This is a genomic window from Brachybacterium sp. GU-2, from assembly GCF_030866705.2.
GTDB classification, from domain to species: domain Bacteria; phylum Actinomycetota; class Actinomycetes; order Actinomycetales; family Dermabacteraceae; genus Brachybacterium; species Brachybacterium conglomeratum.
In genome coordinates, this window is sequence record NZ_CP133037.2 from 1,583,814 (window position 1) to 1,608,249 (window position 24,436).

A 24,436-nucleotide genomic window follows, 5' to 3' on the forward strand; every position below is an offset into this window, starting at 1 on the left:
TCTACCGATCGGGAACGTGCTCCATGACGATCTCGGTCGCGTCCTCGGGGTTCGGGCCGACGACGGTGAATCTGCAGCGCTCGTAGAGACGGCGGGCGGGGAGGTTGGCCTCGACCACCTCCAGCCTCAGGGAGAGCCCCGGGTGGTGCGCGGCGAGCCAGTCGAGGCCGGTCGTGATCAGGTGTGCGCCGACGCCGCTCCCCCGTGCCTCGGGCGCGACCCACATCGAGTAGAGGTGTGCGGGGCCGTCCTCGGCCACCACTCGCGCCATCCCTACGGCGGCGCGATCCACCTCGGCGATCAGGACGGGGCCGGGGCGGGTGAAGTAGCCGCGCCAGTACGCCTCCCCGTCACGTGCCTCCCGCTCGAGGGTCGAGGCGAGGGTGCTGGCGAAGGCGTCCGGGTCCGCGCGCAGCGCCCTCAGGCGCAGCGCGCGCCAGGTCTCCCACTCCGAGGCGTCGATCTCCCGCACCTCGTTCACGGATGCGTCCCCGCCTCCATCAGCTCGCGCGCGCACTCCTCGAGGTCGCGCGGCTCGACGCCGTCGAGCATGTGGAGGGCGAAGTCGGCGCTGAGCCGCTCGAAGAAGAGCGTGCCGCGCACGGAGTTGCCGTGCAGGTCCAGCTGCGGGGCATAGCTCGCGACCCCGAAGCGGGAGGGCAGGCCCGCGATGATTCCGCCGCCCACCCCGGATTTCGCGGGAAGGCCCACGTCGCTGACCCAGTCGCCGGCGTTGTCGTACATGCCGCAGGTGAGCATCACCGAGAGCACCTGGCGGGCGGCGACGCGGGAGAACACCTCCTGGCCGGTGAGCGGGTTCGTGCCGCCGGAGGCGAGGGTCGCGGCCATGACGGCGAGGTCGGTGACGGTGGTGAGCACCGAGCAGCCCTCGATGTAGCCGTCGACCACCTCGATCGCGTCCTCCGTCATCGAGCCGGCGGCGCGCAGCATGTAGGCCAGAGCGTAGTTGCGGTCGGCGCTCTTGAGCTCCTCGCGCCAGGTCACCTCGTGCGGGGCGAGCGGGCGGCCCGCCGCGGCGTCGAGCACCGCGCGCAGCCGCTGCGTGCGCTCCTCCCGGGTGGTGCCGAGCATGGCGTGGGTGCGGATCGCACCGATGTTCACCAGCGGGTTCTTCGGCTTGCGGGTGACGCGGTCGATGCTGAGCGCGTTGAACTCCTCGCCCGTCGGCTCCTCGTCGACGACCGCGTCGACGTATTCCATGCCGTGCAGGTCGATCGCGGCGCCGTAGGCGAAGGCCTTGGAGATCGACTGCATCGGGAAGGCGTGGTCGGTGCCGGCGGCGGTGATCTCCCCGTCGATCGAGCAGACGGCGACGCCGAGGTGGTCCTCGCGCGCGCCGGAGAGGAAGGAGAGGGAGGGGATCTCGCCGTCGGTCTCGGCACCGCCGATGATGCCGCGGTCCACCTGGGCCGCGTGCGGGTCGATGTCCGTGGTGGCCGTGGACAGTGCCGTGGTGAGCCGGTCGAGGTACGTGGTGAGTGCGCTGGTCACTCCTCGACGGTACCGCCCCCACCGCCCTGAAAGTTCTTGCAGGTTTCGCGGACTCCCTTGAGCATGCGACCTGGCCCGCCTACGGTGGTCGACGCGTCGGCCGCACAGGAGCGGCAGATGCACTGCAAATTCTTGCAGGTCGGGTGCTCCGCACCGCCTGCCTCTCCCGTCGACCCCGGTCGACACTGCTGCCCGGACAGAGGAGTCCCCGCATGTCGATCCAGCCCTCCGCCCGCCCGATGAGAACCCGTCTGCTCGCGATCGCCGGAGCACTGGCGATGGGCACGGCGACGATGCTGGGCAGCGCCCCGCTCGTGCACGCCGTCGGCCCCGGGCAGCCGGTGCTCACGGGCTCCCTGCAGGACGAGCTGGGCTGCGGCGAGGACTGGGACCCGGCCTGCGAGGCCACCGCCCTTTCCCCCACCGACACGGCCGGGCAGTGGGAGTCGACCTTCGAGGTGCCTGCCGGGCAGTTCGAGGTCAAGGCCGCGATCGGCGGCGGCTGGGACGAGGCCTACGGCCTGGACGGCGGGGAGGACAACATCCCGCTGGCCGTCGCCGCGCCCGCCGAGATCACCTTCCGCTTCGATGCGGAGACCTCGCGGCTGTCCGTCGCGTTGGCCGAGCAGGGCGGGGAGTACACCGAGGCGGACGACGAGCTCGCCGCGGCCCCCTACCGCCATCCCGGCGGCGGGCAGACCTTCTACTTCGTGCTCACCGACCGCTTCGAGAACGGCGATCCGAGCAATGACACCGGCGGCCTCGAGGGAGACCGCCTCGACCACGGCTTCGACGCCACCGACAAGGGCTTCTACCAGGGCGGGGACATTGCCGGGCTCCACTCGCAGCTCGACTACATCGAGGGCCTGGGGATGAGCGCCATCTGGCTGACGCCCTCGTTCACCAACAACCCCGTGCAGGGCGAGGGTGCCGACGCGAGCGCCGGCTACCACGGCTACTGGGTCACCGACTTCACCACCATCGATCCGCACCTGGGCACCAACGAGGAGCTCAAGGCGCTGATCGAGGACGCGCACTCGCGCGGGATCAAGGTGTACTTCGACATCATCACCAACCACACCGCGGACCTCATCGACTACGAGGAGGGCGAGTACGGCTACGTCGACCAGGCCACCGCCCCCTACCTCGACCAGGACGGGAACCCGGTGGACGTCACGGCGCTCGCCCAGTCCTCCGACTTCCCGACCTTCGATGCGCAGGCCTCGTTCCCCTACACCCCGGTCCGCTCGGAGGAGAACCAGGTGATGGTCCCCGAGGCGCTCAACGACGTGACGATGTACCACAACCGCGGCAACTCGACGTGGGAAGGCGAGTCCGTCACCTTCGGCGACTTCGACGGCCTCGACGACCTGATGACCGAGGACCCGCGCGTGGCCGAGACGATGACGGACATCTACACCACCTGGATGGACTTCGGGATCGACGGATTCCGCATCGACACCGCCAAGCACGTCGACTTCGCCTTCTGGCAGACCTTCACCTCCGCCCTGGTCGACCACCAGGCCGCGACCCCGGCCGGGGACCAGTTCTTCACCTTCGGCGAGGTGTACGACGCCGACGCGACGCTGCTGTCCCCCTACGTGCGGGACACCGAGATGGACTCGGTGCTCGACTTCGCCTACCAGGCCTCCGCGACCAACTGGGCCAAGGGCTACACCGCGCAGGGCATGGCCGGGCTGTTCGCCGCCGACGACCACTACACGACCGCCGACTCCTCCGCCGCGGACCTGCCTACCTTCGTGGGCAATCACGACATGGGCCGCATCGGGAACCTGCTCAGCAGCTCCGACCGGCTCGACGAGCGCGCCGCCTTCGCGCACGAGACCATGCTGCTGACCCGCGGCCAGCCCGTCATCTACTACGGCGACGAGCAGGGCTTCGTGGGCGACGGCAACGACAAGGACGCCCGTCAGTCGATGTTCGCCAGCCAGGTGCCGTCCTACCTCGACGACACCCTGATCGACGGCACCCCGTACGGGAGCGACGAGCACTTCTCGACCGAGACGCAGCTGTACCCGCTGATCAGCGAGCTCGCGACACTGCGCGGCGAGACGCCTGCGCTGTCCACGGGCGCGCAGGTCGAGCTGTACGCCGAGGACGGCGCCGGCGTCTACGCCTTCTCCCGCGTGGACCGCGACGAGAAGATCGAGCACCTGGTGGCGCTGAACAACGCACCCGAGGAGCGCACCGTCACCCTCACCGCCCTCACCCCGGGCGCGACCTACGCGCCGCTGTACGGCGACCACGCCCCGGTGACCGCCGCGGCCGACGGGACCCTCGAGCTCACGATCCCCTCGCTCGGCGCGGCGGTCCTGGTGGCCGATCAGCCCGTCGCCCCGGCCGGTGACGCGCAGGCGATCGCCCTGGATGTGACCGACGGCGGGAAGGTTGAGGGACGCGCCCCGATCTCCGCGACCGTGGCCCAGGACCGCTGGGCCGAGACCTCCTTCAGCTGGCGGGCGGCCGGTGAGACGGCGTGGACCCCGCTCGGCACCGCCGAGGACGACACCCCGCGGATCTTCCACGACGTCGCCGGCCTGCCCGTCGGCACCCTGATCGAGTATCGCGCCGTCTCCACCGACGCGAGCGGCGAGCGCGTGGCGGACTCCGTCACCGCGGTGGTGGGCGCGGACCTCTCCGCGACCGGCTCCCAGGATGGGAACGGCGAGGGCGGCGAGGTCGACGAGCAGACGGTGACCCTGCCCGGCTCGCACAATGCGGCGATGGGCTGCGCGGGCGACTGGCAGCCCGCCTGCACCTCCGCGCAACTCGCCCTGGACGCCGACTCCGGCAAGTACACCGGCACCTTCGACGTGCCCGCCGGGGAGTACGCCTACAAGGTCGCGATCGGCGGCAGCTGGGACGAGAACTACGGCGCGGGCGGCGTGCCCGGCGGCGAGGACATCACCTACACCCATGAGGGCGGGCCGCTGACCTTCTGGTACGACCCGGTCACCCACATCGCGCAGAACAGCGCCCAGGGCCCCTTCCTCACCCTCCCCGGCTCGATGAACGCCGCGCTCGGCTGCCCCGAGGACTGGATGCCCGGGTGCATGCGCACCTGGATGCAGGACGCCGACGGCGACGGGATCTACACCTTCTCCACCGAGGACCTGCCCCGCGGGTCCTACGAGGTGAAGGTCGCCCATGGTGGATCGTGGGCGGAGAACTACGGCGTGGACGGCGTGCCCGACGGCGCCAATCACACCTTCTCGACCCAGGACGGAGACATCGTGAGCTTCGAGTACGACCCGGCCACCCATCAGCTGACCATCGAGGCCTCCGATTCGCTGACCGCGGGCTCCGGCAAGCAGCTGGCCCACTTCGTCGACGCGGACACGATCGCCTGGCCCGCCGACCTCGTGGCCGATGCGGGCGCGACCCGCTGGGAGCTGTTCACCGCGCCCGGCGGCGGGATCTCCGCCGACGGCGACGAGGTCACCGGTGGGAGGAGCCTCGGCGAGCTGACCCTGCGGGACGGCGGCCTCGCCGAGGACGAGCTCGTCGGCCGCGCGCACCTGGACGGCCACCTCGCCCTCGACCTGCCCGAGCTCGAGCGCGGAGTGCTCGAGAAGGCGCTGCGCGGCCAGCTGGTCGTCGCCCAGCACGGACCGGACGGCCTCGAGGTGCTCACCGGGCTGCAGATCCCCGGCGTGCTCGACGCGCTCTACGCCGACGCCGCCGCGGACCGGCAGCTCGGCGCGAGCTGGGAGGACGGCGCGCCGAGCCTCGCGCTGTGGGCGCCGACCGCCCGCGCCGTCACCCTGCAGCTGCACGGCCCGGCGGAGTCCGCGACCGATCCGTCGGACCCCGTGCGGACGTACCCGATGCGGCGGGGCGCGGACGGCGCGTGGACGTTCGAGGGCAGGAAGCACTGGACCGGCCAGGCCTATACGTTCGCGGTCGAGGTGTACGTGCCCGCCCTCGACCAGGTCGTCACCAACGTCGTCACCGACCCGTACTCCGTGGGCCTGACCGTGAACTCGACCCACTCGGTGCTCGTGGACCTGGACGACCCGCGCTGGGCGCCGGAGGTGTGGACCGACACGCCCGCGCCCGAGGTCGCACAGTTCGCCGACCAGACCATCTACGAGATGCACCTGCGGGACTTCTCCGCCGGCGACGAGGCGCTGCCCGAGGGGATCCGCGGCTCCTACGCCGCCGTCGGCCACCCGGACTCCGCGGGCTCCACGCGCCTCGAGGAGCTCGCCCAGGCGGGCATGACCACCGTGCACCTGCTGCCCACCTTCGACATCGCCACCATCGAGGAGGACCGCGCCGCACAGCTGCGCCCGGACATCCCCGCCGACGCCGGCCCCGCCTCCCCCGCGCAGCAGGAGGCCGTCGCGGCCGTCGCGGGCGAGGACGCCTACAACTGGGGCTACGATCCGCTGCACTACATGGCGCCTGAGGGCTCGTACGCGACCGAGGGCCACCAGATCGGCGGCGAGCGCACCCGCGAGTTCCGCGCCATGGTGGGCGAGCTGCACGGCATGGGCCTACAGGTCGTGCTCGACCAGGTGTACAACCACACCGCCGCGCACGGGCAGTCCGAGCGCTCGGTCCTCGACCGCATCGTCCCCGGCTACTACCAGCGCCTGGACCTCGCAGGCGGCGTCGAGAACTCCACCTGCTGCTCGAACATAGCCACCGAGCACGCGATGGCGCAGAAGCTGATGGTCGACTCGACAGTGACCTGGGCGCGGGACTACGGCGTCGACGGCTTCCGCTTCGACCTCATGGGCCATCACAGCCGCGAGAACATGCTCGCCGTGCGCGAGGCGCTGGACGAGCTGACCCTCGAGTCCGACGGCGTGGACGGCAAGGGCATCTACCTCTACGGCGAGGGCTGGGACTTCGGCGAGGTCACCGGCAACGCCCGCTTCACCCAGGCCACGCAGGGGCAGCTCGGCGGCACCTCGATCGGCACCTTCAACGACCGGCTGCGCGACGCCGTGCACGGCGGCAGCCCCTTCGACACCGACAAGCGCACCTCCCAGGGCTTCGGCAACGGGCTCGCCACCATGCCCAACGGCCACGCCGAGGTGGGCGAGGCCGAGCAGCTGACCGACCTGCGCCACCGCACCGACCTGATCCGGCTCGGGATGGCGGGCAACCTCGCCGACTACGAGCTGCTCGGCTCCACCGGCGAGGTGGTGCGCGGCGATCAGCTGGACTACAACGGCGCCCCGGCCGGGTATGCGACGGCGCCCGAGGAGACCGTGAACTATGTCGACGCGCACGACAACGAGGCGCTGTACGACATGAACGTGTGGAAGCTGCCGCAGGACGCACCCATGGACGTGCGCGTGCGGATGAACACGCTCTCGCTCGCGACCGTGGCGCTGGGGCAGTCGCCCTCCTTCTGGGCCGGCGGCACCGACCTGATGCGCTCGAAGTCCCTGGACCGCGACAGCTACGACTCCGGCGATCACTTCAACACGATCGACTGGACCGAGCAGGACAGCGGGTACGCGAACGGCCTGCCGCCCGAGGGCAAGAACGGCGAGGCATGGGACCTGATGGTGCCGATGCTGGAGGACCCGGCCAAGAACCCCGCCCCTGAGGACATCGCGTCCAGCAGCGAGGCTACCCTGGACCTGCTGCGCCTGCGCTCCTCCACGCCGCTGTTCACCCTCGGCGACGCGGAGCTGATCCGCCAGAAGGTCACCTTCCCGAACGCCGGTCCCGAGGCGACCCCGGGCCTGCTCGTGATGCGGATCGACGACACCGCCGGCCCCGACGTCGACCCCGCCCTCGACGGCGTGGTCACCGTCTTCAACGCCTCCGACGAGCCGCTCACCGAGCAGATCGAGCACATGGCCGGGCTCGGGTACGAGCTGCACGAGGTGCAGGCCAGCGGCGCCGACGAGGTCGTCAAGGGCGCGAGCTGGGACGCGGAGACCGGGACCGTGAGCGTGCCCGCGCACACCGTCGCCGTGTTCGTCGCCGCGCAGGAGAATGGCAAGCGCACCGGCCCGCCGGCGCACGCCGGACAGCCGGGGAAGCCCGGGCACGCCGGGGAGCAGGGCCCGCCCGCTCACTCGAACGGCAAGGCGAAGGGGCGCGCCGCGGACGAGGGGTGAGCGGGAGCTCTCAGCCGTCGCACTCCGACGGCTCCACGGGGACGCCGGACAGGCGGATCACCGTGGAGCCGGGCACGGAGTACAGCTGGAGGCGTGCGCCGTCGGGGCGTGTCGTGTCGAAGCCGTAGGCGGGGGCGCCGCTGCGGCGGCCCGCGTCGCCCACGGGGTCGAAGCCGTGGGATCGCGTCATGCGGCGCGGCGGAGCCCGTCGCCATGGACAGCGCTGCAGTGAGACGGTCGAGGTACAGGGACAGGGGGGTCGGTGCGCTCGTCACGCACCGACCGCACCGCCCTGCGCCTCGTTCCTCTCATTCCGGCGGCTCGAAGGTCCCCCGGTCGGTGCGGAACGCGCGCCGGCGGGCGTAGGCGTGGACCGCTTCGAGCTGCTCGAACTGGTGCAGCGCCTGCTCGGCGAGCTCGCGGAACCGGTCCTCGTCCAGTCCGAGCTCCTGGGCGTTGTCGGCGAGGGTGAGCCAGCTGCCCCGCTTGCCGATCACCGCGCTGCGCATCAGCTCCGCCTCGAGCACCATCGTCATCGGGGAGCGCGCGACGAGCCGCCCGTTGCTCTTCAGACGGCCCGCATGCTCGCCGAGCCGGGCCGCGGCCTGCCGGTAGCGCCGGCGTCGCAGTCCGAGGTCGTCGATGAGCTGGTGGAGGAAGCGCCGCTCGGCACGGATCTGCTCGGCGATCGAAGAGAGCACGGGGTGGACGGGCGTGTCCACGAAGTCGGCGGCCATCCGGTCGATGCGGGCTGCGCCGGCGGCGGCCCCGGTGAGGTGGTCGGAGAGGTAGAGCCCGAGCAGCCCGGTGTCGATCCGCGGCGAGGCCCCGGCGTCGCCGCCCGCGCCCTCGCCCGCGGAGGTCCCGTCGACCGCGAGGCGCGCCCGTCGGCTGTCGCGCGCACGCATCGGCACCGAGCCGGTGCCCCGGCCGTCGGCCATCCCCTCGAGCAGCTCGGAGAGGGCGTCGGCGGCGCTGTGACGGGGCCGCCAGCCCAGCTCGCGGTCGGCGCGGGCGTTGTCCATCACGGGGACGTTCATGCCCATGTCCAGCCATCCGGGGTCCGCGGCGACCAGACCTGCGCGGTGCACTGTGGCGAGCGCGGCGCGCACCGCGGGCACGGGAAGCTCGATCGCTCGCCCCGTGCCCACGAGGTGAGCGAGGTCCCGCACGTCGAGCACGTCGTCCGCGCAGATGTTGAAGGCGCCGGGCACCTCTGCCACGGCCGCGGCGGCGTACGCCTCGGCGACGTCGCGGGCGTGCACCGCCTGGATCCGCAGCCCGCGCGGCAGCGGGAGCAGCGGCGGCCGCCCGGCGCGCAGCAGCTGCACGGGCATCCATCGGCCCAGGAAGTAGCGCTGGATCTCGGAGCCGGCGTCCCCCTGGAAGATCAGCGCGGGGCGCAGGCGGGTGAGCGTCATCGCGGGGTGCATACGCTCGATCTCGTCGAGGACCTGCTCCTGGGCGACCTTGTCCACGCTGTAGTGGGAGGTGCGCACGCCGCCCGTAGGCCATGACTCGTCACGGACCTCCCGTCCCGGGGACGGAGAATAGGCACCGACCGAGGAGGCGACCACCAGGGTGCCGACCCCCGCCTCCGCGGCGGCCCGGCCCACGTGAGCCGTCCCCTCGACGTTCACCCGGCGCAGGAGGTCCCGGTGAGAGTTGGGCTGGATCAGCCAGGCGAGATGGATGACGGCGTCCGCTCCACGCAGCGCCTCGGTGAGCTCGGCGATCGCCTCCTGCGCAGGCGTCGCGCCCCCGATGTCGATCGCGGCCCACTCCGCGCTCGCGTACGGCTCCTCGGTGCGCACGGGGAGACGCCGCGCGATTCCGAGGACCGAGGTGACCTCGGGCCGGCGGGCGAGGGCTGCGAGCACCTCGGTCCCGACGTTCCCGGTGGCTCCGATGACGGCGACTCTCATGGCGTGCTCCTCCTCTGCCCACCGGGTATGCGGTGGGGCGATGGCACCTGCGGTCTCCTCCCAACCTAGATCGCCGGGACCGCACGGAGGAGGGAAGAGCTCGGACGCCGACCGCTCGGTCTCCTCCCGGACCCGTGTCCGGCCGCGCCGGATCTCGTTGCGACCCCTCCCCCGCCGGGGTACCGTCATCGCACCTGTGGCACGAACGACGACGAGGTGGATCGTGAGCGAGGCAGGATGACCGTCACCGACTGGTCGCCGACGGATTCCGTCTACCAGGCGCAGCTGCGGCGAGCGCACGAGGATCTGCGGGCGCAGAGCCTCCCCGACGAGACACCGTGGCCTGTGCGCGCCCCGGTGCTGGACTCCTGGCGGCGCTCCCTGGCCGCACTGCCCGACGGGGCGGGCACCGCACGCGCCGTGCTCGAGGGGGACGAGCTCGCCCGGGCGCGCCGCGCGCACCCCTTCTCCGCCATGCTGCCGCTGCTGCGCTCGCGACTGATCGAGCCGGCCGTCGACGCGGGGCTCGTGGTCGCGCTCGGCGACGCGGAGGGCAGGCTGCTCTGGGTCGAGGGCCGCTCCTCCGTGACCTCCCGAGCCGATGCGATGGGCTTCGCCGCCGGCGCCGACTGGTCCGAGCCCGCGATGGGCACCTCCGCCCCCGCGCTCGCCCTCACCACCGGCTCCCCCACCCAGGTGGTGGGCGCCGAGCACTTCAACGAGGCGTTGCAGCCGTGGAGCTGCAGCGCCGTGCCGGTGCTGGACCCGCGCACCGGGTCGACGATCGGGGTGCTCGACGTCACCGGCAGCGCGGACGCGGTCGCGCCCCTGGTGCTGCCGCTGCTCCAGGCGACCTCGCGCGCCCTCCAGGCGGAGCTGCGCGCACAGGCCGCGGGACGCGCCCCCGCCGCACCCGCCCACCTGCTGCTCACCGGGCGCCGCACCCCGCAGCTCCTCCTCGGCGAGGACGCCGTCGAGCTGAGCGGCCGCCACGCCGAGCTGCTGACCCTCCTGCACCTGGCCCCCGTCGGGGTGCGTGGAGCGGAGCTCGCCGAGGACCTCCACGGCGGCGCCTCCGCCGAGAGCACCGTCCGCGCCGAGGTGGTGCGCCTGCGGCGCGTGCTCGAGGTGAACGGCGGGCCCGCGATCGCCTCACGCCCCTACCGACTTCAGGGCGAGGTCGACAGCGACCTGCAGCAGACACGGTCCGCCCTCGCGCGCGGCGACCTGGACACGGCGCTCGCGCACTGGAGCGGCGAGCTGCTGCCCGGTTCCGACGCTCCCGCGATCCGCCGTCTGAGCGCCCAGGTGGACGACCATCTGCGAGAGCTCGTACTCGGGAGCGGCGACGCCGCGCAGCTGTGGGCCTACGCGCAGCGGCCCGAAGCCGCGCACGACCTCGAGGTGCTCATGACGATCCTGCAGATCGCCCCGGCCGACGCCTCCGAGCGGACGGCCGCCGCGACTCGGGCCCGGGAGCTGCGGGGCGAGACGGCCTGACGTCGCAGTCGCAGCGCCCGCGCAACGTGCATGCAACGTGACGTGGATTACGTTCGACGCACCGACGACGACGTCGACCGCAGAAGGGAATGCCATGACTGTCTACGCACGCCCCGGCACAGAAGGTGCGAAGGTCACCTTCAAGCCCCGCTACGAGAACTGGATCGGCGGGCAGTGGGTACCGCCCGTCAAGGGCGAGTACTTCGAGAACCCCACCCCCGTCACCGGCCAGGTCTTCACCGAGGTCGCCCGCTCCACGGCCGAGGACATCGAGCTCGCGCTCGACGCCGCCCACGCCGCCGCCCCCGCCTGGGGGAAGACCTCGGTCGCCGAGCGCGCGGTGATCCTGGGCAGGATCGCCGACCGCATAGAGGAGAACCTCGAGATGCTCGCCGTCGCCGAGACCTGGGACAACGGCAAGGCGATCCGCGAGCCGCTGAACGCCGACTTGCCGCTGGCCGTGGATCACTTCCGCTACTTCGCCGGCGCGATCCGCGCCCAGGAGGGCGCGCTCTCCCAGCTCGACGACGACACCGTCGCCTACCACTTCCACGAGCCGCTGGGCGTGGTGGGGCAGATCATCCCCTGGAACTTCCCGATCCTGATGGCGGTGTGGAAGCTCGCCCCGGCCCTCGCCGCCGGAAACTGCGTGGTGCTCAAGCCCGCCGAGCAGACGCCGGCATCGATCCTCGTGCTCGTCGAGCTGATCGGCGACCTGCTGCCCGACGGGGTGGTCAACATCGTCAACGGCTTCGGCGCCGAGGCCGGCAAGCCGCTCGCCTCGAACAAGCGCATCGCCAAGATCGCCTTCACCGGCGAGACCACCACGGGCCGGCTCATCATGCAGTACGCGAGCCAGAACCTCATCCCGGTCACCCTGGAGCTCGGCGGAAAGAGCCCGAACATCTTCTTCGAGGACGTCGCCTCGCAGCAGGACTCCTACTACGACAAGGCTCTCGAGGGCTTCGCGATGTTCTCCCTGAACCAGGGCGAGGTGTGCACCTGCCCCTCGCGCGCCCTGGTGCAGGAGGGCATCTTCGACTCCTTCGTCGCCGACGGCATCGCCCGCGTGGAGGCCACGAAGCAGGGCGACCCGCTGGACACCGACACCATGATCGGCGCGCAGGCCAGCAACGACCAGCTCGAGAAGATCCTGTCCTATCTCGACATCGGCAAGCAGGAGGGCGCGAAGCTGCTCACCGGCGGCGAGCGCGCCGACCTCGGCGGGGACCTCTCGGGCGGCTACTACGTCACCCCCACGGTCTTCGAGGGCGACAACTCCATGCGCATCTTCCAGGAGGAGATCTTCGGCCCGGTGCTGGCGCTGACCCGGTTCAGCGACTACGAGCAGGCGATCTCGATCGCGAACGACACCCTCTACGGGCTCGGCGCGGGCGTGTGGAGCCGCCAACAGAACACCATCTACCGCGCGGGTCGCGCGATCCAGGCCGGTCGCGTGTGGGTGAACAACTACCACTCCTACCCGGCGCACTCCGCGTTCGGCGGCTACAAGTCCTCCGGCATCGGCCGCGAGAACCACCTGATGATGCTCGACCACTATCAGCAGACCAAGAACCTCCTGGTCTCCTACTCGGAGAACAAGCTCGGCTTCTTCTGAGCCGACCCTCCCCGCAGCATCCATCCCACCATCGCAGCGGCCCCTCGACGCTCTGTCGACGGCCCGCCCTCACCCCCTGCCCGAGAACGGGCCGACCAAGGAGCACGAGATGACCACCACCATGACCGCCGCCGTCGTCCACGAGTTCGGACGGGACCTGTCCGTCGAGGAGTACACGCTGCCCGAGCCCGGCCCCGGCCAGGCTCTCGTCAAGCTGATCTCCTCAGGCGTGTGCCACACCGACCTGCACGCCGCCGAGGGCGACTGGCCCATCAAGCCGTCCCCGCCCTTCGTGCCCGGGCACGAAGGCGTGGGCACGGTCGAGAAGGTCGGCGAGGGCGTCACCGACGTGAAGGTCGGCGACCTGATCGGAAACGCCTGGCTGTGGAGCACCTGCGGCGACTGCCAGTACTGCCGCACCGGCTGGGAGACCCTCTGCGAGGAGCAGAACAACGGCGGCTACAGCGTCGACGGCTCCTTCGGGCAGTACATGCTGGTGGAGACCAGGTTCGCCGCCCGGATCCCCGAGGGCGCCGATCCCTACGAGATCGCCCCCGTGCTGTGCGCCGGGGTGACGGTGTACAAGGGTCTCAAGCGCACCGAGGTGCGGCCCGGCCAGTGGGTCGTGATCTCCGGGATCGGCGGGCTCGGCCACATCGCGGTGCAGTACGCGGTCGCGATGGGAATGCGCGTGATCGCGGTGGACATCGCCCAGGAGAAGCTCGACCTGGCCACGAAGCACGGCGCAGAGATCGTGGTGGACGCGAGCCGGGTCGACCCGGTCGAGGCGATCCAGGAGCAGGTCGGCGGCAGCCACGGCGTTCTCGTCACCGCCGTGCACCCCAAGGCCTTCGGGCAGGCGATCGGGATGACCCGCCGTGGCGGCACCATCGTGTTCAACGGCCTGCCCCCGGGCGACTTCCCCGCCCCGATCTTCGACATCGTGCTGAAGGGCCTGACGATCCGCGGCTCGATCGTCGGCACCCGCCAGGACCTCGCCGAGGCGATCGAGTTCTACGCGGCCGGGAAGATCCACCCCACCTACTCGCGCCGCTCGCTCGAGGACATCAACCAGATCATCGGCGAGATGAAGGAGGGCAAGATCGACGGCCGCGTCGTCATCGAGTACTGAGCACGCCGCCGACGGGCGGGTCGACCGGTTCCGCGCCGGTCGGCCCGCCCGTCGGCCTACGCTGGGGGTGGAGCACTCCTCGACCCCCGCGCGACGACGCGCCCCCCGACAGGAGATGAGAACGATGCCTCACCTGCTCGACGTCCCCGGCACCGTCCGCTGGATCCGCCGCGACGGCCTCGAGAACATCCTCGCGGGGATGGTGCGATACCTGGAGTCCGACCTGCTGCGCTGGGAGGATTTCTAGAAGGTCCCGCGACTGGCCAGCCACAGCCCGCACGGGGTGATCGAGCTGATGCCGACCAGCGACGGATCGCTGTACTCCTTCAAGTACGTCAACGGCCACCCGCACAACCCCGCCCGCGGGCTGCAGACCGTGACGGCCTTCGGCGTGCTCGCCCACGTCGACAACGGCTACCCGATCCTCCTCTCCGAGATGACGCTGCTGACCGCGCTGCGCACCGCCGCGACATCGGCGCTCGCCGCGCGCGAGCTCGCCCTGCCCGGCGCCCGCGTCCACGCCCTGATCGGGGCGGGCTCGCAGGCCGAGTTCCAGGCGCTCGCGATGCGGACCGTGCTCGGGATCGACCGTCTGCGCGTGCTGGACCTCGACGAGGCGGCGGTGGAGAAGGTGCGGCGCAATCTCGTCCCGCTCGGCTTCGAGATCCACGCCGCGAGCTCGATCGAGGACGTGCTCGAGGGCGCCGACGTGGTCACCACCTGCACGGCGGACAAGGCCCGGGCCGCGGTGCTGCACAGCGAGCAGGTGCGTCCCGGCATGCACCTCAACGCCATCGGCGGCGACTGCCCGGGCAAGACCGAGCTGGACCCGACGATCCTCGAGGAGGCGCGGGTGGTGGTCGAGTACGAGCCGCAGACCCGGATCGAGGGCGAGATCCAGCAGCTGTCCGCCCACGTCGAGGTCACCGAGCTGTGGCGGATCCTCGCCGGGGACGCCTCGGGCCGCACCTCCGACGCCGAGGTGACGGTGCTGGACTCCGTCGGCTTCGCGCTCGGGGACTTCTCGGCGCTGCGCTGCGCGCTGGACGCGACCGAGGGCACGGACCTGCTGGGATGGGTGGACCTCGTCGCCGACCCCGACGACCCGAAGGACCTCTTCTCCCTCGTGACATGACGACGGCCGGCGCCCTCAGCAGGGCGCCGGCCGTCGGCACGGGAGGCGGGAGGGTCAGTCCTCCGCGGGCGGAGCGCTCGGCGCGCTGGGCGCGCTCTTCCTACCCTCGACCCGCGTGCGGTGACCGCCGCGACCGATGCCGCCGCGGGTGCGGGTGAGGCGGTAGTCGATGCGGTCGTCGACCAGCGAGGCGATCTCGTCGGTCGAGGCGTGGGTGCGGCTCACCTCGTCGGTGATGTGCGCGGTGACCCGCTCCAGGCGGGCGAGGCGCTCGTGCTCGGCCAGCACCGCCCGGTCCAGGCTCAGCGCCTTCACCAGCGCCACGCACATCAGCAGCAGGATCACGCTGAACGGCAGCGCGGTCATCAGCGAGCCGGCCTGCAGGGAGGTCAGGCCGCCCGAGAGCAGCAGCGCCGCGGCGAGCAGGCCCTCCAGCAGCGCCCACAGCACGCGGGACCACATCGGCGGGTTCGGATGGCCGCCCGAGGCGAGCATGTCCACCACCAGCGAGCCGGAGTCCGAGGAGGTGATGAAGAAGACCGCGACCACGATGATGCCGAGCACCGACAGCAGCTGGGTGGCGGGGAACTGCTCGAAGATGCGGAACATCGATTCCTCGGCGGTGATGTCGCCGAGGTCGCCGGTGCCGAACCACTGGCGGAACAGGCCGTTGCCGCCCCAGATCGAGAACCAGATCATGCCCACCAGGGTGGGGACCAGCAGCACGCCGGCCACGAACTGGCGCACGGTGCGCCCCTTGGAGATGCGGGCGATGAACACGCCGACGAACGGCGCCCAGGCGATCCACCAGCCCCAGTAGAACAGGGTGTTGCCGGCGAACCAGCTCTGCGCCTCCTCGGAGCGGGTATACGCGCCGACGTCGAGGGTCAGGTGGAAGACCTCGCTGAGGTAGATGCCGAGGGACTCCACGAAGTTCTGGAAGATGAACACGGTGGGGCCGAACAGCAGCGCCGCGACGGCGAGCAGGCCCGCGAGGGTCAGGTTGCCGTTGGAGAGCCACTTGATGCCGACGCCGACGCCGGAGACCACGGAGAGGGTCGCGATGAAGGTGATCACCACGATCAGGATCACCAGGAAGTTCGTGGAGACCTCGTCGACCAGGCCGATGACCTGCATGCCGGCGGCGATCTGCTGGGCACCGAGGCCCAGCGAGGTCGCGATGCCGAAGACGGTGCCGAAGATCGCGAGCACGTCGATGACGTCGCCGATCCAGCCCTTCACCCGGTCGCCGAAGATCGGCTCGAGGGCCCAGCGGATCGAGACGGGACGGCCGCGGCGGTGCATGGCGTACGCGATCGCCAGGCCGATCACGGCGTAGGCGGCCCAGGGGTGCAGGCCCCAGTGCAGGAAGGTCTGCGCCATCGCGAGGCCCGAGGCCTCTGCGCCCTCGACGTCCCAGCCCGGCTTGGGGCTGTTCGTCGTGTAGCCGAGCGGCTCGGCGACGCCGTAGAAGACGAGCCCCACGCCCATGCCGGCGGAGAACAGCATCGCGAACCACGACATCAGCCCGAACTCGGGCTCGTCGTCGTCACGGCCGAGCCGGATCGAGCCCCACCGGGACAGCGCGACGATGATCGCGAAGGCGACGAAGATGCCGATGGCCAGCATGTAGAACCAGCCGAGGTTCGCCACGATCCAGTTCTGGGATTTCTCCATCACCGACCCGGAGGTCTCGGGGAAGACGATCGCCAGCAGCGCGACGCCGAGCACGACGACCATCGCGGGCCAGAACACGGCCGGCGCGATCGTGCCCTTGCTGATGCGCGCGCCCTGTCGGCGCAGCTTCTCGGTGATCTCGTCGTCGGAGTCGTCGGTGGCGATCTGCTGGGACCGGGGAAGATGAACGGTCCTGGGGAGCTCTTCGGGCCATGCGGAGATGTCGGAGCCCTGCGCGGGCGCCTCCGCTCCCTGGCCGTGACCTGAGCTGCTCATAGCGGTCCCTTCTTGTCGATTATCGGATTCCCACCAACTGTGCAGGATGCCCGGGGTATGGAGAGAACAGGCCGATCCGGAGTCCGAAGGTCGGACAACCGGCATCTGCGCAGTTCAGCACGCTTCCCCGCGCTGTTGCGCCGTCCGTCGCGACGGTCGGGGAACTCACATGCCCGACCCGGCGCACGTGGCGCATCACACTCGCGAGCGCCAGAGCAGCCACGCCAGGTACGGCGCCTCGATCAGCGGGACCATGAGCCCGGCGGGTACTCGGGCGAGGGCGACGAGGCCCACGAAGCCGACGACCCCGACCGCGAGCACGCTGGTGCGCTCCAGTCGCGCCTCATCGCCGGCGTCGAGCAGGCTCCCGATCCTGGTCGGCGCGCCCGTCGGCCGGGCCGCGCTCGGTGCCGGTCAGGCGGCCGATCCCGCGCATGCCGTGGAAGACGACCAGCGCCGCCACGGTCCCGAGCGCGATGCCGGTGAAGGCGAAGCCGCCGACCTCCCAGTGCAGGTCCGCGATCGCGATGACGAGGGCGACGCCGGCGGTGAGCTGGTTCTTCGGGCGGGCGAAGTCGACCTTCCCGTCGATCCACATGCGGAAGCCGACGATCGCGATCAGCCCGTAGAGCACGAAGGTCACGCCGCCGAGCACGCCCGGTGGGATGGTGTTGATCAGCGCGCCGACCTTCGGGGAGAGGGACAGGCCGATCGCCACCAGGCCTGCGACCCAGTAGGCGGCGGTGGAGTAGACGCGGGTCGCGCTCATGACGCCGATGTTCTCGCCGTAGGTGGTCGTCGGCGAGCCGCCGAAGGTGGCCGACAGCGCGGTCGCGGCGCCGTCGGCGAAGAGGGTGCGCCCCACCATGTGGTCGAGGTTCTTCCCGGTCATGGTGCCGACGCTGGTCACGTGGCCGACGTTCTCCGCCAGCAGCACCACGATCACGGGCAGGAAGATCGGCATCAGGCCGAGGTTGAACTCCGGGTGGTGGAACTCGGGCAGACCCAGCCAGGCCGCCTCCCGCACCGCGGTGAAGTCGACCTCGCCGCGGGCGAGCGCGATCAGGTAGCCGACGACCACGCCGACCAGCACGCTGATGCGTCCCAGCAGTCCGCGGAACAGGGCGGTGCACAGCAGGATCGCGATCAGGGTGAGGGTCGCGGTGACCGGGGCCTGCGAGAAGTTGTTCTAGTACGTGGTGGGCACCAGGTTCAGGCCGATCAGCGCGACGATCGAGCCCATCACCACCGGCGGCATGAGCCGGCCGATCCAGCCCGTGCCGATCCGCTGCACGAGCAGGCCCAGCAGGGCCAGCAGCACGCCGGTGACGAGCACCCCGCCGAGCGCGGCGCCCATCGAGTCGGCCTGGGTGGAGGCGGTGATCGGGGCGATGAACGCGAAGGAGGAGCCGAGATAGCTGGGCACCCGGTTCTTCGTGATCGTGAGGAACAGCAGGGTGCCGAGGCCGGAGAAGAGCAGCGTGGTCGAGGGCGGGAAGCCGGTGATGACCGGGACCAGGAAGGTCGCGCCGAACATGGCGATGACGTGCTGGGCGCCGATCCCGATCGTCAGCGGCCAGGCGAGCCGCTCCTCGGGCAGGACGATCGCGTCGGAGGCGACGGTGCGGCCGTCTCCGTGCAGGCTCCAGCGGAACATGGTTCTCCAGGGGTGGGGAGGGACGGCGGGCCGGTCAGCGGCCGGGGAAGGTCTTCCGCTCGGCGGTGGCCTCGGTGACGTCCGGGACCAGGTCGAGGAGGGAGACGCGACCGTTGTCGCGGGCGCGGAAGTCGGCGAACATGCGGGTGATGTCCGGGGCGCCGAACTCGTCCCGCACGGGGGCGGGGACCGTGAGCATGAGCGCGGTGGCGATGCCGAGCACGAGGGCGACGCCGCCGGTGGTCAGGCCCGCGCCGCTCGCGGTCGCGATCGAGCTCACGATGACGTCGAGGAAGCCGACGACGACCAGGACGAGCGAGGCGACGACCCCGCTGGCTCGGGCGCTGACCGCGGGACGGGAGAGCAGCGCGGTGCGGCCGAAGACGGAGACCAGCACGAAGCAGGCGCAGACCGCGGCGTCGACCAGGTGCAGGACGGGGCCGCCGGGGCGGGGCACGGAGGTCGCCGCGAGGGCGCCCATCAGGTGCCACAGCACCGCGGCGGAGTGCATCAGGGCGCTGAGCTCGAGGGCGCGCACCGAGTACACCAGCCAGTCGGTGCGGCGGAAGGACAGCGGCATGGAGCGCACGAAGGAGCGGGAGACCATCAGCCCCAGCGCGGCGAAGAGGAATGGCAGGTAGACGAAGCCGCGAGCGACGCTGATCGGGGCGGCGAACTGCAGCCCGAGGGTGTTGTCGGCCAGCGCCCCGACCGCGAGAGCGGCGACGACGGCGGTGGAGAAGACGTACCAGGAGCGCTCCCGGCGCAGCGCGGAGGCCAGCACCACGGCCAGCAGCAACGCGGAGATCAGCGTGTTCGCGAAGGTCATCAGCGAGAACGCCCAGCCGGTGGTGAACAGGCGGCCGACGATCATCACCAGCGCCAGCAGCAGCGCGGCGGCCGCGGCGATCCCGACCCCGAGGAGCAGCCGCCGAGCGGCGCGGCGAGCCCGCTCCTGCGGGAGATAGCCCTCGTGGGCGCGCGGCTCGATGCCGAGGATCGCGCCGAGCAGCAGCAGGGAGACGCCGACGCCGATCCCGACGGGGGGCCCGTCGGGCAGGGGGGCGAAGAGCACCGGGAGGGAGAGCACGAGGTCGGCGCCGAGCACGAGCAGGGCGATGACGAGGGCGGGGGCCATGCCCGCCACGCGCAGCGTGCGGATCGCGCGCAGCGGCGGCGCGGCGGGGATCCAGCGCAGGGCGTGGACGGCGACCAGCGCGGCGAGCGCGACGCCGATCGAGATCCGGCCCAGCAGATCCAGGACCGGGTTGTCCGCGACGGTGAAGGTGGTGGTGAGGGCGGAGGTGAGGCAGATCAGGGCGAGCACGTCGCGCAGCGCGTCGAACAGGCCCAGGTCCTTGAAGCGCTCCGGCAGCTGGAAGCCGGCGATCGGGATCTCGTCGTCCTCGGCGTTCGGGGTGGTGCCCGAGCGGGCATAGGAGACGACGCGGGGGCGGGCGAGCGGGGCGACGGTGTCGTCGTCGGTCCCGTCGGAGCCGTCCTCCTCGCCCTCCACCGCGGGGATCGCGCCGGTGACCGCGTCGGGCTCGGTGCCGGGGCGGTCTCGGTCCGGCAGCGCCGGGCCCTGCCCGCGGCGTGCCAGCAGCGGCTGGGCGTAGCGGTCGAACTCCTCGCGGCCGGGGAGGCGGTCGGTGGGGAGGCTGTGGGGGTCGTCGATGGCGAAGATCCAGTCGGCGTCCTGGTCCTCCTCCGAGCGCGGATCCCTGTCCATCGACCTTCTCTCCTGCTGTTCGTCGCCCGGACGGCCGCCCGGGCGCAAGTCTGCCCCTCGCATCCTAGGGAGCGCGGGGGCGCAGGGACCGTCGGCGCGCCGTGGGATCTTCGCTACAGGTGCAGGCGCGTGGCCAGCTCGTGCCGCACCGCGCCGCCGCGCACCGTCAGCAGCAGCACGATGGAGAGCACGCTCAGACCGCCGCAGATCGCCGAGGGGATCACGGTGCCCACCCAGCCCAGCGCCAGGAACACGATCGGGGTGAGCCCCAGCAGCACCGTCAGCCCGAGATAGACGATGTAGTCGCCCACCTGCATCCGCACCGCCCGCACCGTGATCACCAGTCCGATCAGGGAGGCGGCGCACAGGATCGGCACCACGAAGGTGAGGGACCAGGCGTCCCAGCCGGTCAGGTAGTCCCAGTACACGCAGACGCCGCCGGCGAGCGCGACGAGATAGACGATGAACTTCGCGAGGTTGCGGCGCTTGCCCACCGCGACCAGCACCACCAGCCAGGTCGCGACCACGCCCAGCCACACCGAGCGCAGCGCCCCCAGGCCCTGTTCCTCGGGACGGAACAGCAGCTGGGCGAGGAAGGACAGCGCGATCACCGCCAGCGAGGTCAGCGTGAGCACGCGCAGCACGCGGCGGCGCCGGAAGCGCAGCGGCACCGCCGGATAGGGGCTCGGCGCAGCGGTGCCCTCGAGCGTCGCCGCGCACAGGGGGCAGCGGGTCCACTCCCCCTCGACGCCGACCGCGCAGTCGGGGCATCTCCTCATCGCCCCACCTCCGCGAGCTCCGCCTCGGTGGTCCGGGACGCGGCCACGGACACCTCGATGCCGGCCTCGGTGAGGATCCGCGCGTACTCCCGCACGTGCTCCGTCTCCACGAAGGGCGAGGTGAAGGAGATCGTGAGCAGGCCGGCGTGGGAGATGGCACAGAACTGGGGCCGGGCGGCGGAGACGTGGAAGAGCATCCGGCCGACGTGCGGGGCGGCGGCCTCGGGCAGCGTCACCCGGCCCAGGTTCGAGATCGCGACGGTGAGCGAGCGGTTGTTCGCCCGGTTGGCCAGCCCCAGCAGCACGTCCTTGAGCGGGCGGGGCACGATCCGGGCCAGCGGAGCGCGCTCCACCCGGATCAGGCGGCGCAGCCTCCCCTCGAGCGCCTCCGGCCGCGCCTGGGCGCCGAAGTCCTGCTGGAGCTGCCGGGCGACCTCGCCGAGGGAGTCGCCGCCGGCGCCGTAGGTGTGGGAGACGGTGATCGTGGCGAAGAAGTTGCGTGCCGAGTCGGAGGGGAAGAACTGGCGCAGGTTCACCGGCACCGAGGCGGCGAGGGTGCGGGCGCCGCGGGCGTCCCGCTCCAGCGCGCCGGTGCGGCGGATCGCCTCGAAGAACGCGGCGGTGAGGAACATCGACATCGCCACGCCCTCCCCCTTCGCGAGGGCGAGCACGGGCGCCACGGGCATCGTCAGCTCGAGGACGCGGGTGCGGTGGTCGGGGGTGCGGGTGCCGCGCAGGCGCAGCACCCGTCGCGGCGCGGGCGGGGCCGGGTCGGGGGCGTCGGTCTCCTCTCCCGCAGGCTCCTCCGCGATCTCGGGCTCCTCCTCCCCGGCGCGCAGCATCGCGGAGGCGGCCTCGCGGCTGAACTCCTCCTCGTGCGCGGCCCGCTCCTGCTCCTCCCGCGCCCGGGCGGCGCGCTCGGCCCGTGTGCGCCGACGGAAGTGGTGGGCGAAGGAGTCGGCGGCCAGTTCGTGGACCTCCGGCTCGACCGAGCCCGCCGCGTCGGCCGTGTCCTCGGGGGCGAAGCGGCGACGGCAGTACTCCTCCAGCAGGGCGGTCAGGAACCACAGCGCCCCGGTCCCGTCGGAGAGGGCGTGGAACACCTCGAGGCTCACCCGGCGGCGATGGTGGACGACGCGGAACAGCAGGGTGCGGCGGTCGGCCTGGTAGATCGGGGCGCAGGTGTGCTCGGTCTCCGGTTCGAGGACGGGGCGGAGGTCGCTGTCCTGGAGGTAGTACCAGAACACGCCGCGGCGCAGCACTGCGTGGTAGAGCGGGAAGCGCTCGTAGGTCGCTTCAAGGGCCTCCTGCAGCAGCGCCGGGTCGACCTCGTGGTCCAGCTCGGCGGCCATGCGGAAGACCTTGGTGTCCACGTCGCTGCGGGCGGCGAGGAAGATGTTCGAGGCGTTGTCCAGGCGCACCCAGTGCCGTCGCCGGACCGGCAGGGAGAGCTTCACGGCCCCTGCTCCAGGAACTCGTCGATCACCTCGTACGCCTCCCTCAGGGGGCGCGCGAAGCGGGGCAGGGTGATCACCCCGTGCAGCGCCTCCTCGAGGCGGTGGATGCGCACCCGGTTCCCGGCCGCGGCGAGCGCCCGGCCGTAGGCCTCCCCCTCGTCGCACAGCAGGTCCAGGCCCGCGCTGAGCAGGAGGGTGTCCGGCTGTCCGGAGAGGTCCTCGGCCATCAGCGGGGCGACCAGGCGGCTGCGGCGCAGCGAGGGGTACGGGACGTACAGGTCGAGATAGTCCTGGACCTCCGTGCTGGTGAGCCGGTAGCGGTCGCCGAGCCGGCGCACGGACTCGAAGGGGGAGGTGGCGGGGTCGTGGTCGTAGTGGGTGACCGGGTAGAGCAGGATCTGGCGCGAGGGGACGCGGTGGCCGCTCTCGCGCAGCAGCAGCGAGACGGCGGCAGCGAGGTTCCCTCCCGCCGAGTCTCCGACCAGGACGATCCGGTCCGGGTCCGTCAGACCCGCCCGGCCCGGGTCCTCCAGCAGGCCGCGCGCGACGCCGTAGCAGTCCTCGAGCCCGGCGGGGAAGGGGTGCTCGGGGGCGAGGCGGTAGTCGACGGAGGCGACGTGGCAGCCGGTGAGGTCCGCCATGGTGGCGCAGGCGGGGGTGTAGCTCTCGATGTCGCCGGTGACCCAGCCGCCGCCGTGGAAGAACAGCAGCAGGTCCTCGCGGCGCCGCTCGGTCGGCGCGAACACCCGCACCGGCACGCGGTGCCCGTCGGGGGCGTCGGAGAAGGTGTCCCAGGTGGGGGTTCGGTAGCGGGCCGTCGGCAGTGCGGCCAGACGCCGCTGGAGGGTGCGGATGCGCTGGTAGTCCTCGCGGACGTCGAAGCGGCCGGCCCGGGCGACCGCGCGCAGGGCCAGGCGCAGCAGGGCGCTCACGGCCGCAGCTCCCGCTTCTCCCCGCGAAGCGGATCGCGGGGCCCGCCTCGGCACCGCCACCGCCCTGTCCCATCTCGACGACGGGACCGATCAGGAGGCGGTGAGTGGCAGCGTCGACGCCCTGCTCGATGCGCAGCGCGAAGTGGGCGAGCGCGCCGGGGAGGATCGCGTCCCCGTCGGCGGTGCGCCCCGCCTCGATCCCGGCGAGCATCCCCTGCAGCGGCGCGCCGGGGGTGCCGAAGCGGTCGGCGAGCGCCTGCTGGTCCTCGGCGAGCAGGCTCAGGCAGCAGTGGCCCGCCTCCTCCACCGCCTCCGCGGCGCGGGAGAGTCCGTACAGGGCCAGACCCATCGTCGGCGGGTCGTAGGAGATGTCGAGATAGGAGTCGACGGTGACGAGCAGGTCGTGGGGCCCCTGCCGGGTGCTGACCACGGCCAGGCCCACGGCGAGCAGGTCGCTGAGGCGGCGGTACTCGTCCTGGTCGACGCCGTGATGCGCCATGCTCACCGCGCGGTGGGGAGCATGCGGGCGCGGGCCGAGTCCGCGTCGAGGATCTCCTTGCCGAAGGGGAAGCAGGTCACGGGGATCAGCTTGAGGTTCGCCCACGCGAGCGGGATGCCGATGATGGTGACGGCCTGGGCGAGCGCGGTGACGACGTGGCCGAGCGCGAGCCACCAGCCGGCGATCACGAACCAGACCACGTTGCCGATCGTGCCGGCGGCGCCGCTGCGGCCGGTGTCGACGACCTCGCGGCCGAAGGGCCAGATCACGAAGCCCGCGATGCGGAAGGACGCGAGTCCGAACGGGATCGTGAGGACGAGGAGGCAGGCCAGGATCCCGGCGAGGAGATAGCCGAGGAAGAGCGACCAGCCGGCGGTCAGCAGCCAGATGATGTTCAGGACCAGGCTCAGGAGGGAACGCATGGGGCCAGGGTAGGCACCGCTGCTGTCCGCGGCCAGGGGGCTGTCCCCCGACCGTGCGGGAGGGCCACTACTCTGG

At 71.8% G+C, this 24,436-nt stretch carries 15 protein-coding genes and 3 pseudogenes; 5 read left to right on the forward strand and 13 right to left on the reverse strand.

Annotation, left to right across the window (positions count from 1 at the left end):
* Position 1: 1 nt before the first annotated feature.
* A complete protein-coding gene (locus RBL05_RS07280) occupies positions 2-481 on the reverse strand; it encodes a GNAT family N-acetyltransferase (RefSeq protein ID WP_308740075.1) in 480 nt (159 codons plus the stop codon).
* Positions 478-1,512, reverse strand: coding sequence for a glutaminase A (gene glsA / locus RBL05_RS07285; protein WP_308740074.1), 1,035 nt, complete (start codon positions 1,510-1,512; stop codon positions 478-480). The genes RBL05_RS07280 and glsA overlap by 4 nt, the downstream gene beginning before the upstream one ends.
* A 212-nt stretch (positions 1,513-1,724) precedes the next feature.
* Between glsA and pulA the strand changes: the two genes are divergently transcribed.
* Entirely contained in the window at positions 1,725-7,619 is a 5,895-nt protein-coding gene (pulA, locus tag RBL05_RS07290) for a pullulanase-type alpha-1,6-glucosidase (RefSeq protein ID WP_308740073.1), read from the forward strand.
* A 10-nt stretch (positions 7,620-7,629) separates the two neighbouring features.
* Here the strand turns inward: pulA and RBL05_RS07295 are convergent, their stop codons facing one another.
* Positions 7,630-7,809 carry a hypothetical protein gene (locus tag RBL05_RS07295; protein WP_062948547.1) on the reverse strand — a complete coding sequence of 60 codons (180 nt, stop codon included), beginning with the start codon at positions 7,807-7,809 and terminating at the stop codon, positions 7,630-7,632.
* A gap of 118 nt (positions 7,810-7,927) precedes the next feature.
* The gene (locus tag RBL05_RS07300; RefSeq protein WP_308740072.1) at positions 7,928-9,544 is read right to left on the reverse strand and encodes an NAD-dependent epimerase/dehydratase family protein; all 1,617 of its coding nucleotides are present in this window, start codon (positions 9,542-9,544) and stop codon (positions 7,928-7,930) included.
* 237 nt (positions 9,545-9,781) lie between these two features.
* Here RBL05_RS07300 and RBL05_RS07305 point away from each other — a divergent pair, with 237 nt between their 5' ends.
* From RBL05_RS07305 to RBL05_RS07320, 4 genes and pseudogenes are all read left to right on the forward strand, one after another.
* Positions 9,782-11,044, forward strand: a complete 1,263-nt coding sequence (locus RBL05_RS07305) for a transcriptional regulator (RefSeq protein WP_318604235.1) — start codon at positions 9,782-9,784, stop codon at positions 11,042-11,044.
* A gap of 94 nt (positions 11,045-11,138) precedes the next feature.
* Complete coding sequence (adh, locus tag RBL05_RS07310; RefSeq protein WP_308740070.1) at positions 11,139-12,662, forward strand: aldehyde dehydrogenase; 1,524 nt, start codon at positions 11,139-11,141, stop codon at positions 12,660-12,662.
* 109 nt (positions 12,663-12,771) lie between these two features.
* Complete coding sequence (adhP, locus tag RBL05_RS07315; RefSeq protein ID WP_308740069.1) at positions 12,772-13,794, forward strand: alcohol dehydrogenase AdhP; 1,023 nt, start codon at positions 12,772-12,774, stop codon at positions 13,792-13,794.
* Positions 13,795-13,918: 124 nt separating this feature from the next.
* Positions 13,919-14,929: pseudogene (locus tag RBL05_RS07320) on the forward strand (ornithine cyclodeaminase).
* A gap of 54 nt (positions 14,930-14,983) precedes the next feature.
* Here RBL05_RS07320 and RBL05_RS07325 read toward each other — a convergent pair.
* The 9 genes and pseudogenes from RBL05_RS07325 to RBL05_RS07365 form a co-directional block, all read right to left on the reverse strand.
* Complete coding sequence (locus RBL05_RS07325; protein WP_263309830.1) at positions 14,984-16,882, reverse strand: BCCT family transporter; 1,899 nt, start codon at positions 16,880-16,882, stop codon at positions 14,984-14,986.
* 195 nt (positions 16,883-17,077) lie between these two features.
* Positions 17,078-17,203: a hypothetical protein gene (locus RBL05_RS07330; RefSeq protein WP_308740068.1), complete on the reverse strand. Its 126-nt coding sequence runs from the start codon at positions 17,201-17,203 to the stop codon at positions 17,078-17,080.
* Positions 17,204-17,225: 22 nt separating this feature from the next.
* Positions 17,226-18,539: pseudogene (locus RBL05_RS07335) on the reverse strand (uracil-xanthine permease family protein).
* Positions 18,540-18,573: 34 nt separating this feature from the next.
* Positions 18,574-20,271, reverse strand: coding sequence for a hypothetical protein (locus RBL05_RS07340; protein WP_308740067.1), 1,698 nt, complete (start codon positions 20,269-20,271; stop codon positions 18,574-18,576).
* Between the two features lie 113 nt (positions 20,272-20,384).
* Entirely contained in the window at positions 20,385-21,050 is a 666-nt protein-coding gene (locus tag RBL05_RS07345) for a DUF6320 domain-containing protein (protein WP_263309832.1), read from the reverse strand.
* Positions 21,047-22,507 (reverse strand): alcohol acetyltransferase, encoded by a 1,461-nt coding sequence (locus RBL05_RS07350; protein WP_308740066.1) that lies wholly within the window; start codon positions 22,505-22,507, stop codon positions 21,047-21,049. The genes RBL05_RS07345 and RBL05_RS07350 overlap by 4 nt, the downstream gene beginning before the upstream one ends.
* The gene (locus RBL05_RS07355; protein WP_308740065.1) at positions 22,504-23,439 is read right to left on the reverse strand and encodes an alpha/beta hydrolase; all 936 of its coding nucleotides are present in this window, start codon (positions 23,437-23,439) and stop codon (positions 22,504-22,506) included. Before RBL05_RS07355 ends, RBL05_RS07350 begins: the two co-directional genes overlap by 4 nt.
* A gap of 115 nt (positions 23,440-23,554) precedes the next feature.
* A pseudogene (locus tag RBL05_RS07360) lies at positions 23,555-23,938 on the reverse strand (flavin reductase family protein); the annotation flags it as partial.
* 2 nt (positions 23,939-23,940) lie between these two features.
* The gene (locus RBL05_RS07365) at positions 23,941-24,360 is read right to left on the reverse strand and encodes a YccF domain-containing protein (protein WP_308740064.1); all 420 of its coding nucleotides are present in this window, start codon (positions 24,358-24,360) and stop codon (positions 23,941-23,943) included.
* Positions 24,361-24,436 lie beyond the last annotated feature (76 nt).

Bases quoted from the DNA above. Each gene is read 5' to 3' on its own strand.
- pulA (WP_308740073.1), top strand. From the start codon at position 1,725: ATGTCGATCCAGCCCTCCGCCCGCCCGATGAGAACCCGTCTGCTCGCG.
- RBL05_RS07295 (WP_062948547.1), bottom strand. From the start codon at position 7,809: ATGACGCGATCCCACGGCTTCGACCCCGTGGGCGACGCGGGCCGCCGC.
- RBL05_RS07300 (WP_308740072.1), bottom strand. From the start codon at position 9,544: ATGAGAGTCGCCGTCATCGGAGCCACCGGGAACGTCGGGACCGAGGTG.
- RBL05_RS07305 (WP_318604235.1), top strand. From the start codon at position 9,782: ATGACCGTCACCGACTGGTCGCCGACGGATTCCGTCTACCAGGCGCAG.
- adh (WP_308740070.1), top strand. From the start codon at position 11,139: ATGACTGTCTACGCACGCCCCGGCACAGAAGGTGCGAAGGTCACCTTC.
- adhP (WP_308740069.1), top strand. From the start codon at position 12,772: ATGACCACCACCATGACCGCCGCCGTCGTCCACGAGTTCGGACGGGAC.
- RBL05_RS07325 (WP_263309830.1), bottom strand. From the start codon at position 16,882: ATGAGCAGCTCAGGTCACGGCCAGGGAGCGGAGGCGCCCGCGCAGGGC.
- RBL05_RS07340 (WP_308740067.1), bottom strand. From the start codon at position 20,271: ATGGACAGGGATCCGCGCTCGGAGGAGGACCAGGACGCCGACTGGATC.
- RBL05_RS07345 (WP_263309832.1), bottom strand. From the start codon at position 21,050: ATGAGGAGATGCCCCGACTGCGCGGTCGGCGTCGAGGGGGAGTGGACC.
- RBL05_RS07365 (WP_308740064.1), bottom strand. From the start codon at position 24,360: ATGCGTTCCCTCCTGAGCCTGGTCCTGAACATCATCTGGCTGCTGACC.